Source organism: Pseudomonas sp. MAG002Y, assembly GCF_019400845.1.
Classification (GTDB): domain Bacteria; phylum Pseudomonadota; class Gammaproteobacteria; order Pseudomonadales; family Pseudomonadaceae; genus Chryseomonas; species Chryseomonas luteola.
Window position 1 is genome coordinate 86,078 of sequence record NZ_WOEJ01000019.1, and the last position, 18,143, is coordinate 104,220.

At 55.5% G+C, this 18,143-nt stretch carries 12 protein-coding genes; 3 read left to right on the top strand and 9 right to left on the bottom strand.

Going from position 1 to position 18,143, the window contains the following annotated elements:
* Positions 1-117 precede the first annotated feature (117 nt).
* From prfH to yghX, 4 genes are all read right to left on the bottom strand, one after another.
* Complete coding sequence (gene prfH / locus GM154_RS21775) at positions 118-732, bottom strand: peptide chain release factor H (protein WP_219653329.1); 615 nt, start codon at positions 730-732, stop codon at positions 118-120.
* Positions 729-1,865 (bottom strand): RNA ligase RtcB family protein, encoded by a 1,137-nt coding sequence (locus GM154_RS21780; protein WP_219653330.1) that lies wholly within the window; start codon positions 1,863-1,865, stop codon positions 729-731. Before GM154_RS21780 ends, prfH begins: the two co-directional genes overlap by 4 nt.
* 236 nt (positions 1,866-2,101) lie before the next feature.
* Complete coding sequence (gene msrA, locus GM154_RS21785) at positions 2,102-2,647, bottom strand: peptide-methionine (S)-S-oxide reductase MsrA (protein ID WP_125889098.1); 546 nt, start codon at positions 2,645-2,647, stop codon at positions 2,102-2,104.
* Between the two features lie 320 nt (positions 2,648-2,967).
* A complete protein-coding gene (gene yghX / locus GM154_RS21790) occupies positions 2,968-3,855 on the bottom strand; it encodes a YghX family hydrolase (protein WP_219653331.1) in 888 nt (295 codons plus the stop codon).
* A 1,087-nt stretch (positions 3,856-4,942) separates the two neighbouring features.
* Here yghX and GM154_RS21795 point away from each other — a divergent pair.
* Complete coding sequence (locus GM154_RS21795; RefSeq protein ID WP_219653332.1) at positions 4,943-6,619, top strand: Na+/H+ antiporter; 1,677 nt, start codon at positions 4,943-4,945, stop codon at positions 6,617-6,619.
* A gap of 52 nt (positions 6,620-6,671) precedes the next feature.
* Here GM154_RS21795 and GM154_RS21800 read toward each other — a convergent pair whose 3' ends face one another.
* Entirely contained in the window at positions 6,672-9,239 is a 2,568-nt protein-coding gene (locus GM154_RS21800; protein WP_219653333.1) for an HWE histidine kinase domain-containing protein, read from the bottom strand.
* 565 nt (positions 9,240-9,804) lie between these two features.
* On the opposite strand from GM154_RS21800, the gene GM154_RS21805 reads away from it, so the two are divergent.
* Positions 9,805-12,510: an EAL domain-containing protein gene (locus GM154_RS21805; RefSeq protein ID WP_219653334.1), complete on the top strand. Its 2,706-nt coding sequence runs from the start codon at positions 9,805-9,807 to the stop codon at positions 12,508-12,510.
* 33 nt (positions 12,511-12,543) lie between these two features.
* Here the strand turns inward: GM154_RS21805 and fahA are convergent, their stop codons facing one another.
* From fahA to maiA, 4 genes are all read right to left on the bottom strand, one after another.
* Positions 12,544-13,848 (bottom strand): fumarylacetoacetase, encoded by a 1,305-nt coding sequence (fahA, locus tag GM154_RS21810; RefSeq protein WP_219653335.1) that lies wholly within the window; start codon positions 13,846-13,848, stop codon positions 12,544-12,546.
* Positions 13,845-15,155 carry a homogentisate 1,2-dioxygenase gene (gene hmgA / locus GM154_RS21815; RefSeq protein WP_219653336.1) on the bottom strand — a complete coding sequence of 437 codons (1,311 nt, stop codon included), beginning with the start codon at positions 15,153-15,155 and terminating at the stop codon, positions 13,845-13,847. The genes fahA and hmgA overlap by 4 nt, the downstream gene beginning before the upstream one ends.
* Positions 15,156-15,216: 61 nt before the next feature.
* Positions 15,217-16,293 carry a 4-hydroxyphenylpyruvate dioxygenase gene (gene hppD / locus GM154_RS21820; protein ID WP_019366113.1) on the bottom strand — a complete coding sequence of 359 codons (1,077 nt, stop codon included), beginning with the start codon at positions 16,291-16,293 and terminating at the stop codon, positions 15,217-15,219.
* Positions 16,294-16,422: 129 nt separating this feature from the next.
* Positions 16,423-17,055: a maleylacetoacetate isomerase gene (maiA, locus tag GM154_RS21825; RefSeq protein ID WP_219653337.1), complete on the bottom strand. Its 633-nt coding sequence runs from the start codon at positions 17,053-17,055 to the stop codon at positions 16,423-16,425.
* 229 nt (positions 17,056-17,284) lie between these two features.
* Here maiA and GM154_RS21830 point away from each other — a divergent pair, with 229 nt between their 5' ends.
* Positions 17,285-18,070, top strand: coding sequence for an IclR family transcriptional regulator (locus tag GM154_RS21830; RefSeq protein WP_010798719.1), 786 nt, complete (start codon positions 17,285-17,287; stop codon positions 18,068-18,070).
* The last annotated feature ends 73 nt before the right edge of the window (positions 18,071-18,143 follow it).

Sequence of the window (18,143 nt, forward strand, 5' to 3'; positions counted from 1 at the left end):
TGATGGGCCATTGTTCGGATTAGGCAAAATTCAGCCAAAGTCCGACATGCTGCGGGCTAGCGTTTGATTTGAGGACTCATACAAGAGCGGCAAGCTATACGCTTGCCGCTCAATCCCTCACTTTTCAGTAAAACGCATTCCGCGAAATGTACGAACCGGGTTACCGCGCTCAATCTCATGATGGAACAAGCGTCTATCCAGTCGCTGAGCTGCCTGGGCGTCCTCGGTGTACTGCGCAAGTTTTTGCTCAATCAATGCCATTGCCAGGCGCTTGTTGGCATGCTGGCTGCGCTCGCTTTGCACCTTGACCGAAAGCCCGCTCTGCACATGAGTAGCCCGAACGGCAGAGTCCGTCTTGTTCACGTGCTGACCGCCGGGCCCTGAGGCCCGCACGTACTCGAAGCGTATCGATCCCGAGGAGGCTGACGCAGGCGGCATAAATACCCTGGCGCCAAAATACCAGTTCTTTCTGCCATGCTGAGGCCGGTAAGGACTTTGGCATATCCAGAGCAGACTGCCGTTCCATCGGCTGGCCAGTGGCTCGCTGCGCTCGCCTTCCAATACCAGAAGTACAGAGCTAACGGTGCCGCGGTGCTCGCCATCCGTCTGTTCAATCACTGACAGCAGCACATCCTCGCGTTCGGCTTCTTTTTCCAGAAGACGAAGCGCCTTGGTTACGGCCAGCTCGCACTCGGCCGGGCCTTGGGCCGATGAGAGTTGCAGGAGTCTCACGGGCAGCACCCCCGTCGCTTGTAGGTCAGTACCGGTTTAAGCCGGGCTATGACCGTGACCAGTGAAGCACCTTGCAGGGTTTCGATGATGCTGTCGATGTCCTTGTACGCTTCTGGTGCTTCCTCATACATCAACGCCTTGTCCTCGCAGACGACCCGGCTGCCCAGGGACGTGCGCTTCAATTGATCGAACGAGAAGCGGTTGGATAACCGATCGCGGCACTCTGTCCTGAGCCATTTTCTGCCGGCACCGTGGGCTAGGGAAAAGAGACTGGTTGCCGAGGGGATCGGTTTGACCAGCCAGCTATAGGACCCACGAGAGCCCGGAATGATGACAGGTCCCGCGTCGGCCGGAGTGGCGCCCTTGCGATGCAGCCAGCCCTGCACACCCTCAATGCTGGCTGAGGACACAAGGTTATGGTTGATATCCAGCACCTGACGACCCTCTGCACGCAGATTCGCCAGGAGTCGTCTGGCGATGAGCTGGCGATTGGCTTCTGCATAGCGCAGGCCCTGATCATGCAAGGCTAGGTACTCGAGCCCTTCGGGTGATCTAGGGTCGAGACCAGCATGCCCGAACGCCTCGACATGCCTACGTAAAACCGACTCGCCATAGCCTCGCGATCCGCTGTGCACAAGCAGAAGCAGGGTTTTTCGATCCAGTCCCAGCGAAGCGACCAGCGTTTCGTCATGAACGGTATCGATGGCTTGAAGCTCGGCAAAGTGATTGCCGCCGCCAATCGTGCCCAGAGAGGCTTCATAGCCTGTTCTGGAAAGAGAAAAGGCCTGTACGTCTTCGGCCCAACTGTTGTCCAGTGGCCCGTCGATACTGCCCAGGCGCCGTTCGAGTTTGTCGAGATTCAGCTTGCCAGCTCGGATATCAGTCTGCCAAAGCGCCATGCCGCAGCCGATATCATTTCCAACCAGGGCTGGATAGATAACATTTTCAGAGAAGAACGCGGCGCCTACTGGGTAGCCACGGCCTGGGTGAAGGTCCAGCATGCCGGAGACCCGGACCATACCAGTCAATCTGGCAGTAGTTTCCAACTGCTGTATCGCAGTACCTTCGATCCAGAGATTATCGGATGCGATAAGGTTGACGCGTTCCGATAAAGTACGAATGCAATTGCCCATAACCAATTCCTGATGGGTAAACAATAATTCAGGGAGAGGCAGGCCGGAGCCGGGCAAAGCGTGCGCTTAGGTGCGCAGAAAAGCGTTTACGCCTGGCAGGACCTGCAAAGAGTGAAAGCGCGTCGCATGATCAGGCTCCTTGCAAGATAGAAAGAAAAGGGAAGCAGATAGTAGTAGCTTGGGTGCAGAAAATCCAGTGCAGAGAAGGTAGCCCCAAGAAGGGCTACCCGGACAACTCAGCCCTCGGTCGAGGTTTTGGACCGTTGGGCAAAGCTCTTGCGCAGCTTTTGAAGCTTGGGTGGGATTACCGCCATGCAGTACTGATTGGCGCGCCCGCGCTCTTCCCAATAGTTCTGATGATATCCTTCTGCCGGATACCAAGGCCCCAGTGGCTCGATCGTGGTCACGATGGGCGCTGAGAGGCCTCCCTGTGCACGTGCAATCGCCGCTCTGGCCTCGGTTTCCTGTTCGGAGTTTGCCGGGAACAGGGCAGTACGGTACTGCGTACCCATGTCGTTACCCTGTCGGTTGAGCTGGGTCGGGTCATGGGTTGCAAAGTGAATATCGAGCAACTCGCCATAGCTGATCACGTCAGGGTCGTAACCAATACGGATGGCTTCGGCATGGTCGGTATTACCCTCACAGACCTGCTCATACGTAGGGTTGACCGTTTTGCCGCCGGTATAGCCACTCTCGACGGAAACGACTCCGATGACATCCTTGAATACTGCCTCTACGCACCAGAAGCAGCCTCCTGCAACGGTCATGTATTCGGTCGCCATAAAATTCTCCTAAAGCATGGTGTTGGGATGACTGGCTGATCAAACCTGTGCGGAACACGTAACAATCGGTTTGTGCTTACTCTACGCTATTTCGATCAGCGCTTCTGCGGCCAGAGGTTGCAAATATCGTTATGGGTCAAACGTTTGGCGAGTATACGCCTTGCTCTCGTGAAGTCCGGTGGTTGGGCCTTCAGGAATGCACTCCGCCGTACCGGACACAAAAAAGCCATCCGCGATCTGATCCTGGTTAAGATAGCTTGCAGCGCATTCACCTATAATTGAGATAGTGCTTTGCAGAGGCTATTTCAATAGCTCTGCACTCAGGCCAGATAACGGCGGAACCAGCCCAGTGTTCGCTCCCAGGCCAGCGTTGCGGCGGCCTCGTCATAGCGTGGCGTCGAATCATTATGAAAACCATGGTTCGTGCCGGGATAGATATAGGCTTCATAGGTTTTGCCAGCGGCTTTCAAGGCGCTCTCATAGGCAGGCCAACCTTCATTGATACGCTCATCCCGCTCGGCATAATGAATGAGTAACGGTGCCTTGATGCGAGGGACATCTTCAACTCTGGGTTGCTTGCCATAAAACGGTACGGCCGCGCCGAGTTTGGGATAGGCGACAGCTGCCGCATTGGCTACGCCTCCGCCATAGCAGAAACCGGTGATTCCTACCTTGCCAGTTGTGAGCTCATGCCCCATGAGCCATTCGACGGCAGCAAAAAAATCGTTCATCAGCTTTTCGGGATTAACGGTTTGCTGAAGCTCGCGCCCCTTGTCGTCATTTCCCGGGTAGCCGCCTACGGAACTCAAGCCATCAGGGGCCAGCGCCACGAATCCAGCCTTTGCCAAGCGTCGCGCAACGTCCTCAATGTAGGGATTGAGCCCACGGTTTTCATGAGCGACAACAATGCCCGCAACTTTTCCCTTGGTCTGCGCAGGTCGCACGAGATAGCCACGGACATGTCCATGCCCTTTAGGCGAGGGGTAGGAAATGTATTCAGGGATGATTTCAGGATCGGTAAATTCGACTTGCTGCGCCAGAGTGTAATCTGGACTCAAGGCAGCAAGGAGTGTCGTGGCGGCTAATCCGCCTACGGCGAATTTACCTGCACGGTCGAGAAATTCTCGACGATTGATTCGCCCATGCACGTAATAGTCATACAGCTCAAGCAGTTCGGGCGCGAAATCTTTTGCGGTAAGACGGGCCATGCATGTTCTCCTTGTTGGCTGCAGGCGGGGATAGATCAGGGCTAATGGACAGCGGACTATAGTTACAGGACTACTTTAGAGTACTTATCGGAAAATCGCTCGGGCAGTAACTCAACCATGTGCTTAGCCCAGATGGATGTGAAAAAAGGCACCTGTTGTCACGCCGTTTGCTCGGCAGGGGAAATGATTGTCGTCTTGCTGCAAGAGCGACCTGAGCTGAGGTAATCGGCAATCGATTACTGGATGACTTCTCTCAGAAAGTCATTTACGGCGCTCAGTATGGCAGCCACGACAAGTTGAACTGGACATGCGCAGAAAGCTACACAGATGCTCATCAACGGTCAGCTCATAGAAAGGCAGACTGCAGCGCTTGATCCGATGCATGACCGGCTCGCTCGTTTAGAGCGTGGCGCTTTGCCTCGACGCAGAATGGACGGCGAACGAGCGTGATAGTTCGGTCAACTGCCAATGGATGACTGGAAAAGAGGGATGCACCACGTTTCAAGACACAACAGGGACTCATAACAGTCAGGGTCGCCAGGAAAATGTTCGTAGCACTGGCCTTTTACGACTAGACATCGCTATCGCTATCGCTATCGCTATCGCTGGCAACAAGAATAGTTTGCCAATATAAGTGGCTGTTTAGAGTCACTCTGCTTGGTAGTGGCTAACGTTATCAAGTTGATCCAGTCGTAAGAAAACCAATCGGCTTTAATAAGGAGACTGGCACGGAAAGCTTTTCTATCAAACGGCATGAAGCCCTGACTGCTTCTGTCGATTTCCCAGTCCTTTCAGAAACATTTTTACACATATTGGCGATTCAAGGCTGTATCCGAATTCCTCATGCTTTCAGGCCGACTCAGGAAAAGAAGGTGATGACGGGGTACGCCGCTGTATAGCGCCTAGTCGCGATTATGTTATCGGTGTCAACGCTCACCTCACCTACGCTGAAAAGGCCTCAGAAGCTAAATCAACACCATTATCCGAGGGACATCGGAAGACACGCCTGAGGGGGATCGGCAACGCTTATTCCATAGCGCTAAAGCGCTTTATGGTTCTTCATTGACAGGGATTTTTCTAAAGATTCATGGATACGGTTTATCTTGTTTTAATGCTTTTACTTGTCGCCTCGGCTACTGGGGTGGCGGCTCGCTTTCTACCATCACTGCCCACACCGCTTGTACAGATTGCTTTTGGTGCGCTACTGGCCTGGCCTGCCAGCGGGCTGCATGTGGAGCTTCAGCCTGAGCTGTTCATGCTCCTATTCATTGCCCCACTTCTATTTGCCGATGCGCGACGGTTCCCGCAGCGCGAATTCATGCTGCTTCGTGGGCCTATTCTGGCATTGGCGCTGGGCCTTGTACTGGTAACCGTAATTGGTGTGGGATATGTGGTTCACTGGTTATTCCCCGGTTTGCCTTTGCCTGTCTGCTTTGCACTGACGGCGATTCTTTCACCTACGGATGCCGTCGCGGTATCGGCTATTTCCGGTCGACTTCCGGTACCACCGAGGCTGATGCACATTCTTGAGGGCGAGTCGCTCATGAATGATGCGTCCGGTCTTGTGGCATTCAAGTTCGCGGTAGCCGCAGCATTGACCGGTGCGTTCTCTCTGGCACAGGCAACAGTAGGATTTCTGCTGATTTCCCTGGGTGGGCTACTGGTGGGCGCCTTACTGGCGCTGGCCTTTAATGTGGTGCGGACCCGTCTGATCGAGCGGCACCTTGGCGAAGCTTCGACGATTCAGATCGTACTGCTGCTCCTGCTGCTACCCTTTGCGGCGTTTCTGCTGGCGGAGCATTTTCATCTGTCCGGTATTCTCTCCGCTGTGGCAGCGGGTATGGTCATCAACCGGCTTGACCTAAAACGCCAGGATCAGACCACGTCCCGTATCCAGACGCGCAGTGTCTGGGAAATGCTGGAGTTTGTGCTTAACGCATTGGTATTTCTGCTACTCGGTTTCCAATTGCCCGAAATCATTGGCGGCGCGCTTAACGCAACGACCAGTGCAGGCACTACGCTGCCGTTTATTGAGTTGCTGGGTTTCGTCGCGCTGATTTCGATTGCGCTTCTAGGGATGCGGTTTCTCTGGATATTTGGTGCCGCACATATGCCTCGGCTGTTGCGTCGCAAGCCAGCGCGGTCTGTCTCCGCTCGCGTCATGTTGGCCGGGACATTGGCAGGTATTCGAGGCACCATTACCTTGGCGGCTGCCTTGTCGCTGCCAGAGATGCTGAATGACGGTACGCCGTTTCCGGCCCGTGAGCTGCTGATCTTCCTGGCGACCGGCGTCATTCTGTTCACCTTGATTACCGGAAGCGTAGGTCTTCCTCTGGTGTTGCGCGGGCTGGATCTGCCTGAAGACAGCCGCGAATATGAAGAGGAGCGCCATGCGCGTATTCGTGGGGCCGAGGCGGCAATCCGGCACATTGAAAACTATCACCAAGAAAAAGCGAAGGTACTGGCGGACCACCAAGGGGATGAAGAGATTATCGTCGCGTTCAACGAGATCACCCTCCATCTGATGGACTACTATCACAAGCGTATGGAGATCAATAACCACGAGTTGCCGACCCCGCTTCTCGAAGCGCGCCGCGATCTTGAGCGGGAAACGCGTCTGCAGGCGCTCAAGGCGGAGCGCACTGAATATTACAAGCTGCGTAGCCGTCATCATATCAATGACAGTACGCTACAAAAGCTGGTGAGGGAGGTGGATCTGATCGAAACCGCTTTGACTGCAAGCGCAACCAGGCAGCATCACTAAATGATGTAAGCAGGCTCCGTAACGTTGGGGCCTGCTTACGCAGCGCTGGTCATTACAAGCGATCAAGCTCTTGGGTGATATCAAACCGATTGATCGCATGGGTAAGCGACCCGGCGCTGTAAGGCTTGGAAATGAGTGGGATATCCTTGAAGCGATCAGGAATCACCGTGTTTTCGCCATAGCCTGTTGCGAAAATGAAGGGATGTTTGGCATCAGCCAGCTCGTCTGCAATAGCCAGACTGGTCTCCCCCGACAGATTCACATCCAGTACGACTACGTCGAAATGAGTAAAGCCCAAAGCGCGGCGTGCTTCGTTGACCGTTCCGGCAATCTCCACATCAGCGCCAGCTTCCTGGAGCATTGCCTGTGCATCCAGCGCGATCATCATGCTGTCCTCTACCAGCAACAGTTTTTTCTCTGCCAACGATTGCGCCGTGACCAGCGTAGGCGCCGTTTTCAGCTCAGTAACATTCCCCACACTCACATGGCGTGCCGGGATCAAAAAACTGCCCTGGACACCTTCGATTCGGTATTCGATCCGGGCCTCACCTTGCAGCTCGAAGGGAATGGTCCGCTCGATAACGACCGATCCAAATCCTCGGCGGGAAGGCGCGCTTACTATCGGCCCTCCGCTTTCACACCACTCGATCCGAAGGTCCTGATCACTTACCAGGAACCAGGACACCAGCAGATGCCCGGTCGGGCGGCTCAAGGCGCCATACTTAACCGCATTGGTCATCATTTCATGGAAAACCAGTGCTAGCGTCTGATAGGCCCGTGCATCCAGGATGACCGAGGGACCGGAAAACATCACACGATCCTGCGCACCGTAAGCCCAGGCTTGGGCTTCGGCTTCCAGCAAGTGAAGCAATGGCGCCGAGGCCCAACTGACCTGATTCATCTGGTCATGCGCCTGAGCGAGGGCGTTGATGCGATGCTCAAGATCTGCAGTAAAGTCTTTGACGGATGTGGTCTGCTGACCACTCTGACGGACCACTGCCCGAATCAGGCTAAGAATATTCTTGACCCGATGGTTGAGCTCGGCAATGAGCAGCGATTGGCTTTCCTGGGCAACCTGCCGCTCCTGCGCAATCAATTCGGCACGCCGAAGAATCACTTCCAGAAGCGAGATGCGCAAGGTCTCGGCAATCTGTTTTTCATCGGAGCGCCAGGGTAGTGACTGCCCCCCAACTGTTTGTTTCCATGCCTCAAAGCTTTTACGTGGGCTGATGCGCTCGCCCGGCGTGACCGGTTTGTCTGGATTGCCTCCCCAGGTGATGGTCTGCACGAATTCACGACGGAAAAACAGCAAATAGTCTCGGGGGGAGCGAGAGAAGGGTATCGCCAGTACCCCGCTGACGGCCTGCGCATAAGCCCGTGCGGGAGGAAAAAGTTTGCTCAGTTCGTGGGTGGCGAGTACCGCATTGGAACTGCCCATACTCAGAAACTGAATCAGCGGCTCTACCATCTCAGGTGGAGGCGTGATACCAAAGCCGGTGAAACGGCTGTCCGACCATACCCCGATGCCGTCACAGGGGATGATGTCATTCAAGTTTCCGGCATAGGCGGCCAGATTATCGAATAAGGTCTCACGGGGTGACATGCTGGCGATCAGCCGGTCATGCGCCTCATGCGCGCTGCTGACCAGGCGCAGCTCATCCTGATGCTCCCTCGCTTCCAACTGAAGCGACAGCACCTGCCCAAACAGTTCCGCGGCAGCGCTCATGGGACCGCTCAAGCGATAAGGCTCGCTATGGTGGCAGGCAATCAAGCCCCATAGCTCTTCCCCCCGCATAATGGAAACGGTCATCGTGGCTCGCACGTTCATGTTGTGCAGATACTCGATGTGTACGGGCGAGACGCTGCGCAAGGTAGCAAGGCTGAGGTCCATAGGCAGGCCATCCGGTCCAAAGCCTGGCACCAATGGAACGGGCATATAAGCTGTATCGGTAATTACACGTAGCCATTGACGCTTGTAGAGCGCTCGGGCCTGAGCCGGAATATCCGAGGCGGGATAATGCAGCCCGAGAAAAGCATCCATGCCGGGCCTTACCGCCTCGGCAATGACCTGGCCGGAGTTATCGTGTAAAAACTTGTAGATCATGACCCGGTCGTAGCCGGTGAATGCCCTGATCTGCTGAGCCGCCTGTTTCAGGAAGCGGTCAAGGGTCGGAGCGCGCTTGAGCCGCCCGATCAGGCCTTTGACGAGCGTGACAGGGTCAGCCGCCGCGGTGTTATCCAGACTTGGCGTGCCCTCGATGATGGCTATCCCGCCCGAGACATGAACGGCCATATCGTAAAATACGTCGCTGTTGTCCAGCGACATGCGGTTCAGGCGCTCTGCCGTGCCGGACAGCATCGTCGTCTGCAGGAGGTTACGTAGCGAGTGAACGGCTTCCAAAGGCAGTACCTGCTCAAGATCAAGCCCAAGCAGATAATCGGGTGAGTATCCTTTGAGGTAGTCAGCCGTGTTGGCTGAAGCCTGAATGATTTTCCAATCAGGCAGGGTGCATCCCAAAAGAAATCCATGTGGCTGAATAGAACCAGGAACATGGATAGGTTCACGCTCACAGACGCTTAAATCCACGCCCTCGGATACGGGCTGGTACGACTCACTCACAGACGAGAGCCTCCTAGAACAAACGTTTAATTTGACACGTTGCACGTGAAAAACACGTAAAGAAAGATCAGTGGTTAGGAGAACGGGATAAGGCGCTGCGTGAGTGAGCAAGTTCCTTAGAGCCGCTTTGATGAGCATAACAGTGAGCCAGTCTGAACGCAGTACGATCAGACCGCTGGTCGAGCCGTATCTTTATAGAGCACCGTGTGGAGCCAGTCGGTGCATTCTTATTCTAGCCTACGTCTGTCCAGCACGTATTGCACCTATCAATACGTGAACTTTATCGCACTTTACTATTATTGCGATAATTAAAACAGAGTGGTTGCAATCTGTCGCCTGTGTTGGACTTAAGGCATGAGTTCACGGTCATAACCCCCTGTATGGATAGAAGCCGGACGTTTGCGGACGAATGGCATAAAGCTATCACGGTGGCGGTCGATAACCTGACGCAATCCTATCTTCTATTTGTACCGCCAAGTGGTGACTTCGCTAGCAATACCTCCGGCTCAATGCGCCGCTGTTGCTGCTGACTACGAGCTTGCCGTCTGATGAGAGTAATTGGCTCATGAGTGATTTATACACCAGCGACTTGATGGCCGAGGCTGAGCGAATCGCCGTTCTCAAAGCGCTTGGAATACTCGATACCGAGGCCGAAGCTGTATTCGATCAGGTGACGCAGCTGCTCTCTGATGCGCTTGATCTGCCCATTACGCTTGTTTCGCTGGTAGATGCGGAGCGGCTATGGTTCAAATCCAAACTAGGCGTTTCCATTAACGAAATGCCTCGCGAGAGGGCCTTTTGCTCCTATGCCATCCAGCGACGCGGCCCGCTCGTTGTAAACAATGCGCTGGAAGATCCTCGCTTTTCCCACAATCCCCTGGTCATCGGAGAGCCTTATATTCGGTTCTATGCAGGCGTTCCGGTCAACAGTATCGACGGTCATCCACTGGGTACGCTCTGCGCGATTGATACCTATCCGCGAGTCTTGACGGACCAGCAGCTGGAGACCCTTGAGGCCCTGGCCGGAGTCATCAGTCGAGAAATTCAGCGGCGTGAAACGGCTGTTCAGACCTGGCAGCAATTACAGCAGTCCACTGCCCAACTCAAGGCCAGCGAGGCCAGGTTTCGCACGATCTTCGAGCGGGCAGGCGTGGGGATCTCGCTATTGACGCCGACAGGGCAGTGGCTCGATATCAACGAGACGTTTTGCGCCATGCTGGGATTTCAACGTGATGAAGTGCTGAGCATGAATTTTGCCGAGCTCAGCCATGCTGATGACATGGCTCAAGACCTTGAGCTGCTGAATCAGTTGCGTAACGGAGAGATCGACCGGTACGAAATCGAGAAGCGTTACCGGCACAAGAACGGAGAGCACCGTTGGGTGCGGTTGACGTGTACCCGGCATGTCAATGAGCAGGGTGAGCTGGATTATTACGTTCGTGTTGGACAGGATATTCAAGCCCGCAAAGAGGCTGAGTTGTCACTGGCGGCACTGCACCATGATCTGGAGCAGCGTATCAATGTCCGAACCCAGGATCTTCAGCAGGCCAATGAGCGACTGACCGAAACACTCGAACAGAAGGAGCAGTCCGAGCAGGCCCTTCGCAAGCGTGAAGCCGAGCTGAGTGCAGTGCTTGAGAATAGCAGTGATGCCTATGTCAGCATGAACGAAGCCGGCCGTATCGTAGACTGGAACCGCAAGGCGGAGGCACTGTTCGGCTGGAGCCGTGAGGATGCCGTCGGGCAGCCGGTAGACCGGCTCATCATGACCTCATCCATTGGTGATCACTACCAGGCCGGTCTTAGCCGTTATCTTTCGGGGGAATTGGACCTGGGCGAGGGGGCTGCACTTGAAATCATGGTGCACCACCGTAACGGCGCACGTATCCCTGTAGAGCTCAAGGTGACAGCTGTTGATGCTCTAGACCATAAGCTTTACAGCGCTTTTCTGCATGACATCTCTGAACGCCGAGCCGAGCAGGAGCGCCGGGAACGCGAAGCGCTGGAAGACAGCCTGACGGGGCTACCAAACCGGCGTGCCTTGTACAAACGATTGAAAAGTCAGCTTGGCGCCAAGCCTACGCTGGCCAATCCCCTCTTACTGCTCTGCATGGACCTTGATAATTTCAAGCCGGTAAACGACACGCTGGGTCACGCGGCCGGTGATCGGGTCCTTATGGAAATCGCGCATCGATTAACGAGCAGTCTGGGACGTGAGACATTCGTTGCACGCATGGGAGGAGACGAGTTCGTTATCCTCCTGCGAGGAGTGACCGGACGCTCCGCTATCGAGCAGCTCTGTGAAAAAATTCTAGCCGCTATTATCGAGCCCGTGCAGATTGGTGATCAGGAAGTCATCATTGGCAGCAGTATCGGTATCGTGTGTGCGCCACAGGATGGTCAGCGGACCGATGAACTGCTCAGGCTTGGCGATATCGCCTTGTATGAAGCCAAGGCTGCCGGCCGGAACACCTGGCAATTCTATTCCGAGGAGATGAATACCCGTATTTTGGCCCGGCGCCAAATAGAAAGTGATCTGAAGCTGGCCTTGCAACGGGACGAGTTGCGCCTGGAGTTCCAGCCCCGCTTCGACACAGCGCAAAAACGAATGTTAGGGGCAGAGGCTCTGGTGCGCTGGGAACATCCCATTCGGGGCTACCTGGGGCCTTACCACTTCATTACCGTTGCGGAGGAGACTGGCCTGATTGTCTCCTTGAGTGACTGGGTGATGCGCAAAGCCTGCCTTGAGGCGTTGCAGTGGGCGCCGGATACATTTGTCTCGGTGAATCTTTCACCCCTGGAGTTCAAGCGCAGTGATGTAGTTGCCCGGGTCATGGCTGTTCTGAAAGAAACAGGGCTGCCGCCTCATCAGCTTGAGCTGGAAATCACCGAAGGCGTCGTCTTGGATAACGCCAATTCGGCGCGCGAAGTCATGCACCGGCTTAAGGCCTTGGGCGTTCGTTTGGCCATGGACGACTTTGGAACCGGCTATTCATCGCTGAGCTATCTGCATACCTATCCTTTCGATGGAATCAAGATCGACCGCAGCTTTATCGCCGGGTTGGATACTTCCTCGAATGGGGAGGCGGTCATCGAGGCCATTATCGGATTGGGCCGTGCATTGTCATTGACTGTCACGGCTGAGGGGGTGGAAACCCAACGGCAGATGGATGTACTGGCCCGGTTGAAGTGTAACCAGGCGCAGGGTTACTACCTTGCTCGTCCGATGCGAATCGAGGCGCTGAAGGCACTGATGGATTCTCTGCTTTAGGAAAAGAAGGGCACCGTATAGTGCCCTTTGGTCTCAGCGTGCCGGTTGAATGATACCGGAGCACTCGCCAAATCCGATCGAGGCATAACCTTCACGGTGGCAACGGGCCCGCAGGATAACCTCGTCACCATCCTCCAGGAACGTGCGGGTTTCACCGTTGGGTAGCGTTAGCGGCTGCTTGCCTCCTACGGTTGTTTCCAGCAGGCTTCCATAGCTGTCCGGTTGTTCCCCTGAAAGCGTACCGGAACCGAAAAGATCCCCCGGCTGCAAGCTACATCCATTCACAGTATGGTGAGTAACAAGCTGCGATAGAGTCCAGTACATGTTCAGGCTATTGCTCAAGGCCACGCGTTGAGCCGGCAGATTCTGCTCACGCATGGCTGCCGTGCGCAGTAATACTTCCAGCTCAATGTTCAGCGCGCCCGTTTCCTGGTCGGTTGGATCAAGCAGATAGGAGAGCGGCTGAGGATCACCAGCCGGCCGGGACGGTTGCGCGCAGCGGAACGGATCCAGGGCTTCGGCGGTAACCACCCAAGGGGAAACCGTCGTAGCAAAACTTTTGGACAGGAACGGGCCCAGCGGTTGGTATTCCCACGCTTGGATATCACGAGCCGACCAGTCATTGAGCAGGCATAGCCCGGCAATATGGTCCTTGGCATTGCCAATTGAGATGGCCTCGCCCCGAGCATTGCCTCGGCCTATCCAGACGCCGAGCTCCAACTCATAGTCCAGGCGCTTGCAGGGACCGAACACCGGCTCGCTCTGCCCTGGTGGAAGTATTTGTCCTTTCGGCCTTATGACCGGCGCTCCGGATACGTCAATGGTGGATGCCCGCCCGTGATAGCCGATGGGAACATATTTGTAATTGGGGAGCAGTGGATTGTCCGGACGAAACAGTTTGCCCACGTTCGTGGCGTGATGGATTCCTACATAAAAATCGGTGTAGTCACCGACCTTGGCTGGCATATGCAACTGGCAGCTCTTCATCGGGCGCAATAACGTATCGCCCAGCGCGTGCATGCGCGTGCGGTGCAGGCTCGATTCGTCCAGTAATGCCAGTAGCTCTTCGCGTAAAGCACGGCGCTCGGTTGCATCCAACGCGAAAAAGGCGTTTAGCGTGGTACCTGCTGCGTATTCGGCGGCACACTGCGCCGCGCTGCTGAACAGACCCGCCTCGCAGGCAACACGCATGTCCAGAATATAGTCCCCAATCGCGACACCGCCCCTGGGTGTCTCGCCAGGAGGGCTGAACACGCCGTGGGGCAGATTCTGCAAGGGAAAATCGATATGGCTGTTGGCAGAGGCTACCCAACTCAGACGTGGATTCTCGGTTCTCATAGAGGGTCCTCCCGGTGAAACGTCTTGCCCAACCCTGACCAGCACGCGTCATAGTCAGCCTGTAAGGTTGCGGTTTCCAGAGCATGGCGGGTGGGTCTTAATACCGGCCCGGTCTCAAACATGAAGGCCATGGTGTTATCGATTTTGTGTGGCTTCAGCTCGGCGTTGATCGCCTGGGTCGTCGATACATGATCCGGCCCATGAGCACTCATGCAGCTGTGCAAGGAGGCTCCGCCCGGTGAGAAGCCGTCGGCCTTTGCATCATAGGCACCCTGGATAAGTCCCATGAATTCATTCATCAGGTTGCGATGGAACCAGGGTGGCCGGAAGGTGTTTTCGGCCACCATCCAGCGTGGCGGGAAAATCACGAAATCGATATTTGCCATTCCGTGAGTGCTGCTCGGTGAGGTCAGGACTGTAAAAATGGACGGATCGGGGTGATCAAAACTGACGGTACCGATAGTATTGAAGCGGCGTAGATCATACTTGTAGGGTACGTTGTTGCCGTGCCAGGCCACAACGTCCAGAGGTGAGTGATCCAGCGTGGTTGACCACAGTTCACCCAGGTATTTCTGTACCAGTTCGGTTGCCTCATCACGCTCTTCGTAAGAGGCCACTGGAGCCATAAAATCGCGTGGATTGGCCAGACCATTACTGCCAATGGGTCCCAGGTCCGGCAGACGAAGCGCCTGTCCGTGGTTTTCACAGACATACCCGCTGGCCGCGCCATCGAGCAGTTCGACGCGAAAGCGCATGCCTCGGGGTATAACCGCAATCTCCAGTGGTCCGATCTGTAGAATGCCTAGCTCAGTTGCCAGACGCAGTCGCCCGGCCTGGGGAACCACCAACCACTCGCCATCGGCATTGAAGAAGACCCGAGACATTGAGCTGTTGGCTGCATAGCGGTAGACGCTTACGCCCGTAGTCTGCGCCGCATCGTGAGTAGCCGTCAGGCATTCCAGCCCGTCGATGAAATCGGTCTGGATCTGCGGCTGCGCGATTGGATTCCAGCGCAGGCGATTGGGTGTTACTTCACCGAGGCCGCCATGCGCCAGCTGCCGGTCAAGGCGCTTGTATTTTGAATGGTTAGCCGACGGGCGAATCCGGTAGAGCCAGGTACGCCGGGCTTCCGTGCGCGGAACAGTGAAGGCAGTCCCCGATAGCAGTTCGGTATAAAGACCGTACGGGACCTTTTGCGGTGAGTTCTGCCCAACCGGCAGTGCCCCTGGAAGCGCTTCGCTGGCAAATTCGTTACCAAAGCCGGACTGATAGGGAAGGGTTTCCAGGCCCTGTGCATGTACATTCATGGCTTGATTCTCATTCTGGGCATGTCCGACAGGGCAGCCGGCGTACCGGCCGCCCATGACCTTACTCGGTAGTTAGCACGCCACGGCGGATCTGGTCGCGCTCGATCGACTCGAACAGTGCCTTGAAGTTGCCCTCGCCAAAACCACTGTCACCCTTACGCTGGATAAATTCGAAGAACACCGGGCCCAACAGCGTCTCGGAGAAGATCTGCAGCAGCAGGCGACGCTCACCCCCTTCGGAAGTACCATCCAGCAGGATGCCCCTCGAGCGCAGCTCTCCAGTCGGCTCTCCATGGTTGGGCACGCGACCTTCAAGCATCTCGTAGTAGGTCTCTGGTGGTGCAGTCATGAAGCGGGTGCCGCAGGCCTTGAGCGCATCCCAGGTCTTGATGAGATCATCGGTCAGAAAGGCAACATGCTGGATACCTTCGCCGTTGAACTGCATGAGAAACTCTTCGATCTGACCCGCCCCCTTGGAAGACTCTTCGTTCAGCGGAATCCGTACCATGCCGTCTGGCGCAGTCATGGCCTTGGAGGTCAGACCGGTGTATTCACCCTTGATGTCGAAGTAACGAATCTCGCGGAAGTTGAACAGCTTCTCGTAGAAGTCTGCCCAATAGGCCATACGGCCCCGATACACGTTATGGGTCAGGTGGTCGATGATCTTTAAACCAGCCCCGACCGGCTTGCGATCAACACCGTCGAGGAAAACGAAGTCGATGTCATAGATTGAACTGCCTTCCTCGAAACGATCGATCAGGTACAGCGGTGCGCCACCGATGCCCTTGATGGCTGGCAAGCGAAGCTCCATCGGACCGGTAGGAATGTCTACGGCTTGAGCGCCGATTTCCAGTGCCTTGTAGTAAGCCTGGTGAGCATCACGCACACGAAAGGCCATACCGCACACGGAAGGGCCATGTTCAGCAGCAAAATAGGCCGCATGGCTCTTGGGTTCACGGTTGACAATGGCATTGATATCACCCTGACGATACAGCGCAACGTCCTTGGAACGGTGGTTGGCTACGTGGGTAAAACCAATACTTTCCAGTACAGGCTCGATGACGTTAGGGGTCGGGGAGGCGAATTCAATGAACTCGAAACCCATGAGGCCCATGGGGTTTTCAAATAGATCGGCCATGACAGGCTCCTGCATAAACAAACGGATTAGGTAAGGAAAATCAGTACCCAGACCATGGCGGCGCGCAGGAGAGGCCACGGGTGCTGCGAGCCAAGTGGTCGCCCATCAGAAGCTTGAAGCCAAAGGATTTCATAGCGGTCGATCCGCCTGAGCGTCGGGGTGAGCCTGCTGGAACGCCGGATGTTCTAACGCCAGGCGTTCAATCCGGGCAATTCGAGGCAACGATTCCAGCGACACGTTGAAACGGTGCGCAGCATAAAGCTGTGGCAGCAGATATACATCGGCAAGGCCTACTTCACCAAAGCAGAAGCCTTCATCGCCTATCAACGCCTCTACAGCGCTAAGTCCCTCATTGATCCAGTGCGCAATCCAGGCGGATACGTCTGCCTCGGCAATGTTCAACTGGCGCAGGCGGTTCAGTACCGACACGTTATGCAGGGGATGGATATCGCAGCCAATGATGGCCGCTACGCTCCGATGTCGGGCGCGTGCGAGTATGTCTTCTGGCAGCAGAGGCGTTTCGGGGTAGCGCTCTTCCAGGTATTCCAGGATAGCGGGCGATTGAGGAATCAGGATGTCTTCATCCGTGCGCAGCAGCGGGACACGACCTTGTGGATTGAGCGCAAGGTAGTCCGAACGCCGATGTTCACCGCCATCCTTGATGAGGTTTACCGGTATCGCCTCGTAAGGCAGCCCCTTGAGCGCCAGGGCAATGCGCACGCGATAGGACGAAGTGGAACGGTAATAGGTAAAGAGATCCATGACTTACACCGCTTTTATTAGCGACTCCCGTGAGTCTTTTATAATGCGTAAATCAGTTACGTTTAGTGGAATGTGCGCCAAGACCTTGTGGCTTGTCAAGCCAGGCAGACATTCATGACTAAAGGGTTGCCTTGTACATCAAGGATTCTGTAAGCGTTGCTTGCTTGTAAATTGAATCCTGAAGGCGGTCACGCTATAACACCGCCTCCCCACAGTAGCGGTTATAGAAATGGCAAGCGAATCGAAGGCTCCTGAGTCGTCCCGACGCCAAAAGGTTCAGTCGGCTGAAGTCGGAACCGATATTCTCAAGGGTCTGGCTGATCTGGCGCCAGCGACGTCGTTATCCAAACTCGCAGAACATCTTGAAATGCCCGCCAGCAAGGTGCACCGCTACTTGCAGGCACTGATTGCCAGTGGGTTTGCCGAGCAGGACGAGGCTACCAATCATTATGGTCTCGGCCCGGCGGCGTTGTATGTTGGCATGGCAGCCCTGGGGCGTCTGGATGTCGTGAAAGTGAGTGTTCCAAGGCTGGCCACACTACGTGATGCAGTCAATGAAACATGCTTTCTAGCGGTGTGGGGCAACCACGGTCCGGCAGTGGTGCATGTGGAGCAGGCCGTCCGTGCAGTAACGTTGGTAACCCAGGTGGGATCCGTACTTCCATTGCTGAGTTCTTCTACGGGGCTGGTCTTTAATGCGTTCCTGCCGGATAGCGAAACGGCTCCGTTAAGAAAGCAGGCGCTACGTCAGGCGGGCGCACCCACTCAAAAAGTGCTGACTGACACTATGGCGTCTATCCGTGCTCATCGACTGCACTCGATTCATGGCCTGCTCATGGAGGGAGTCAATGCGCTTTCGGCACCGGTGTTTGCCGCGGGGAATCGGCTTGTAGGTGTATTGACCATCGTAGGGGCGGCACAAAGCTTTTCTGCCGAGCCCGGTAGTTTGGCTGCACAACGGTTGCTTGAAACCGCCGAGGCGATCAGCCAACGAATGGGCGGATCCTTCGCCTAAGAGCCGCTAACAAAACCCCCTTGAATCTAAGTTTGGCTATGTCCACGATAGAGGCATGAGACATCGCAAAGAG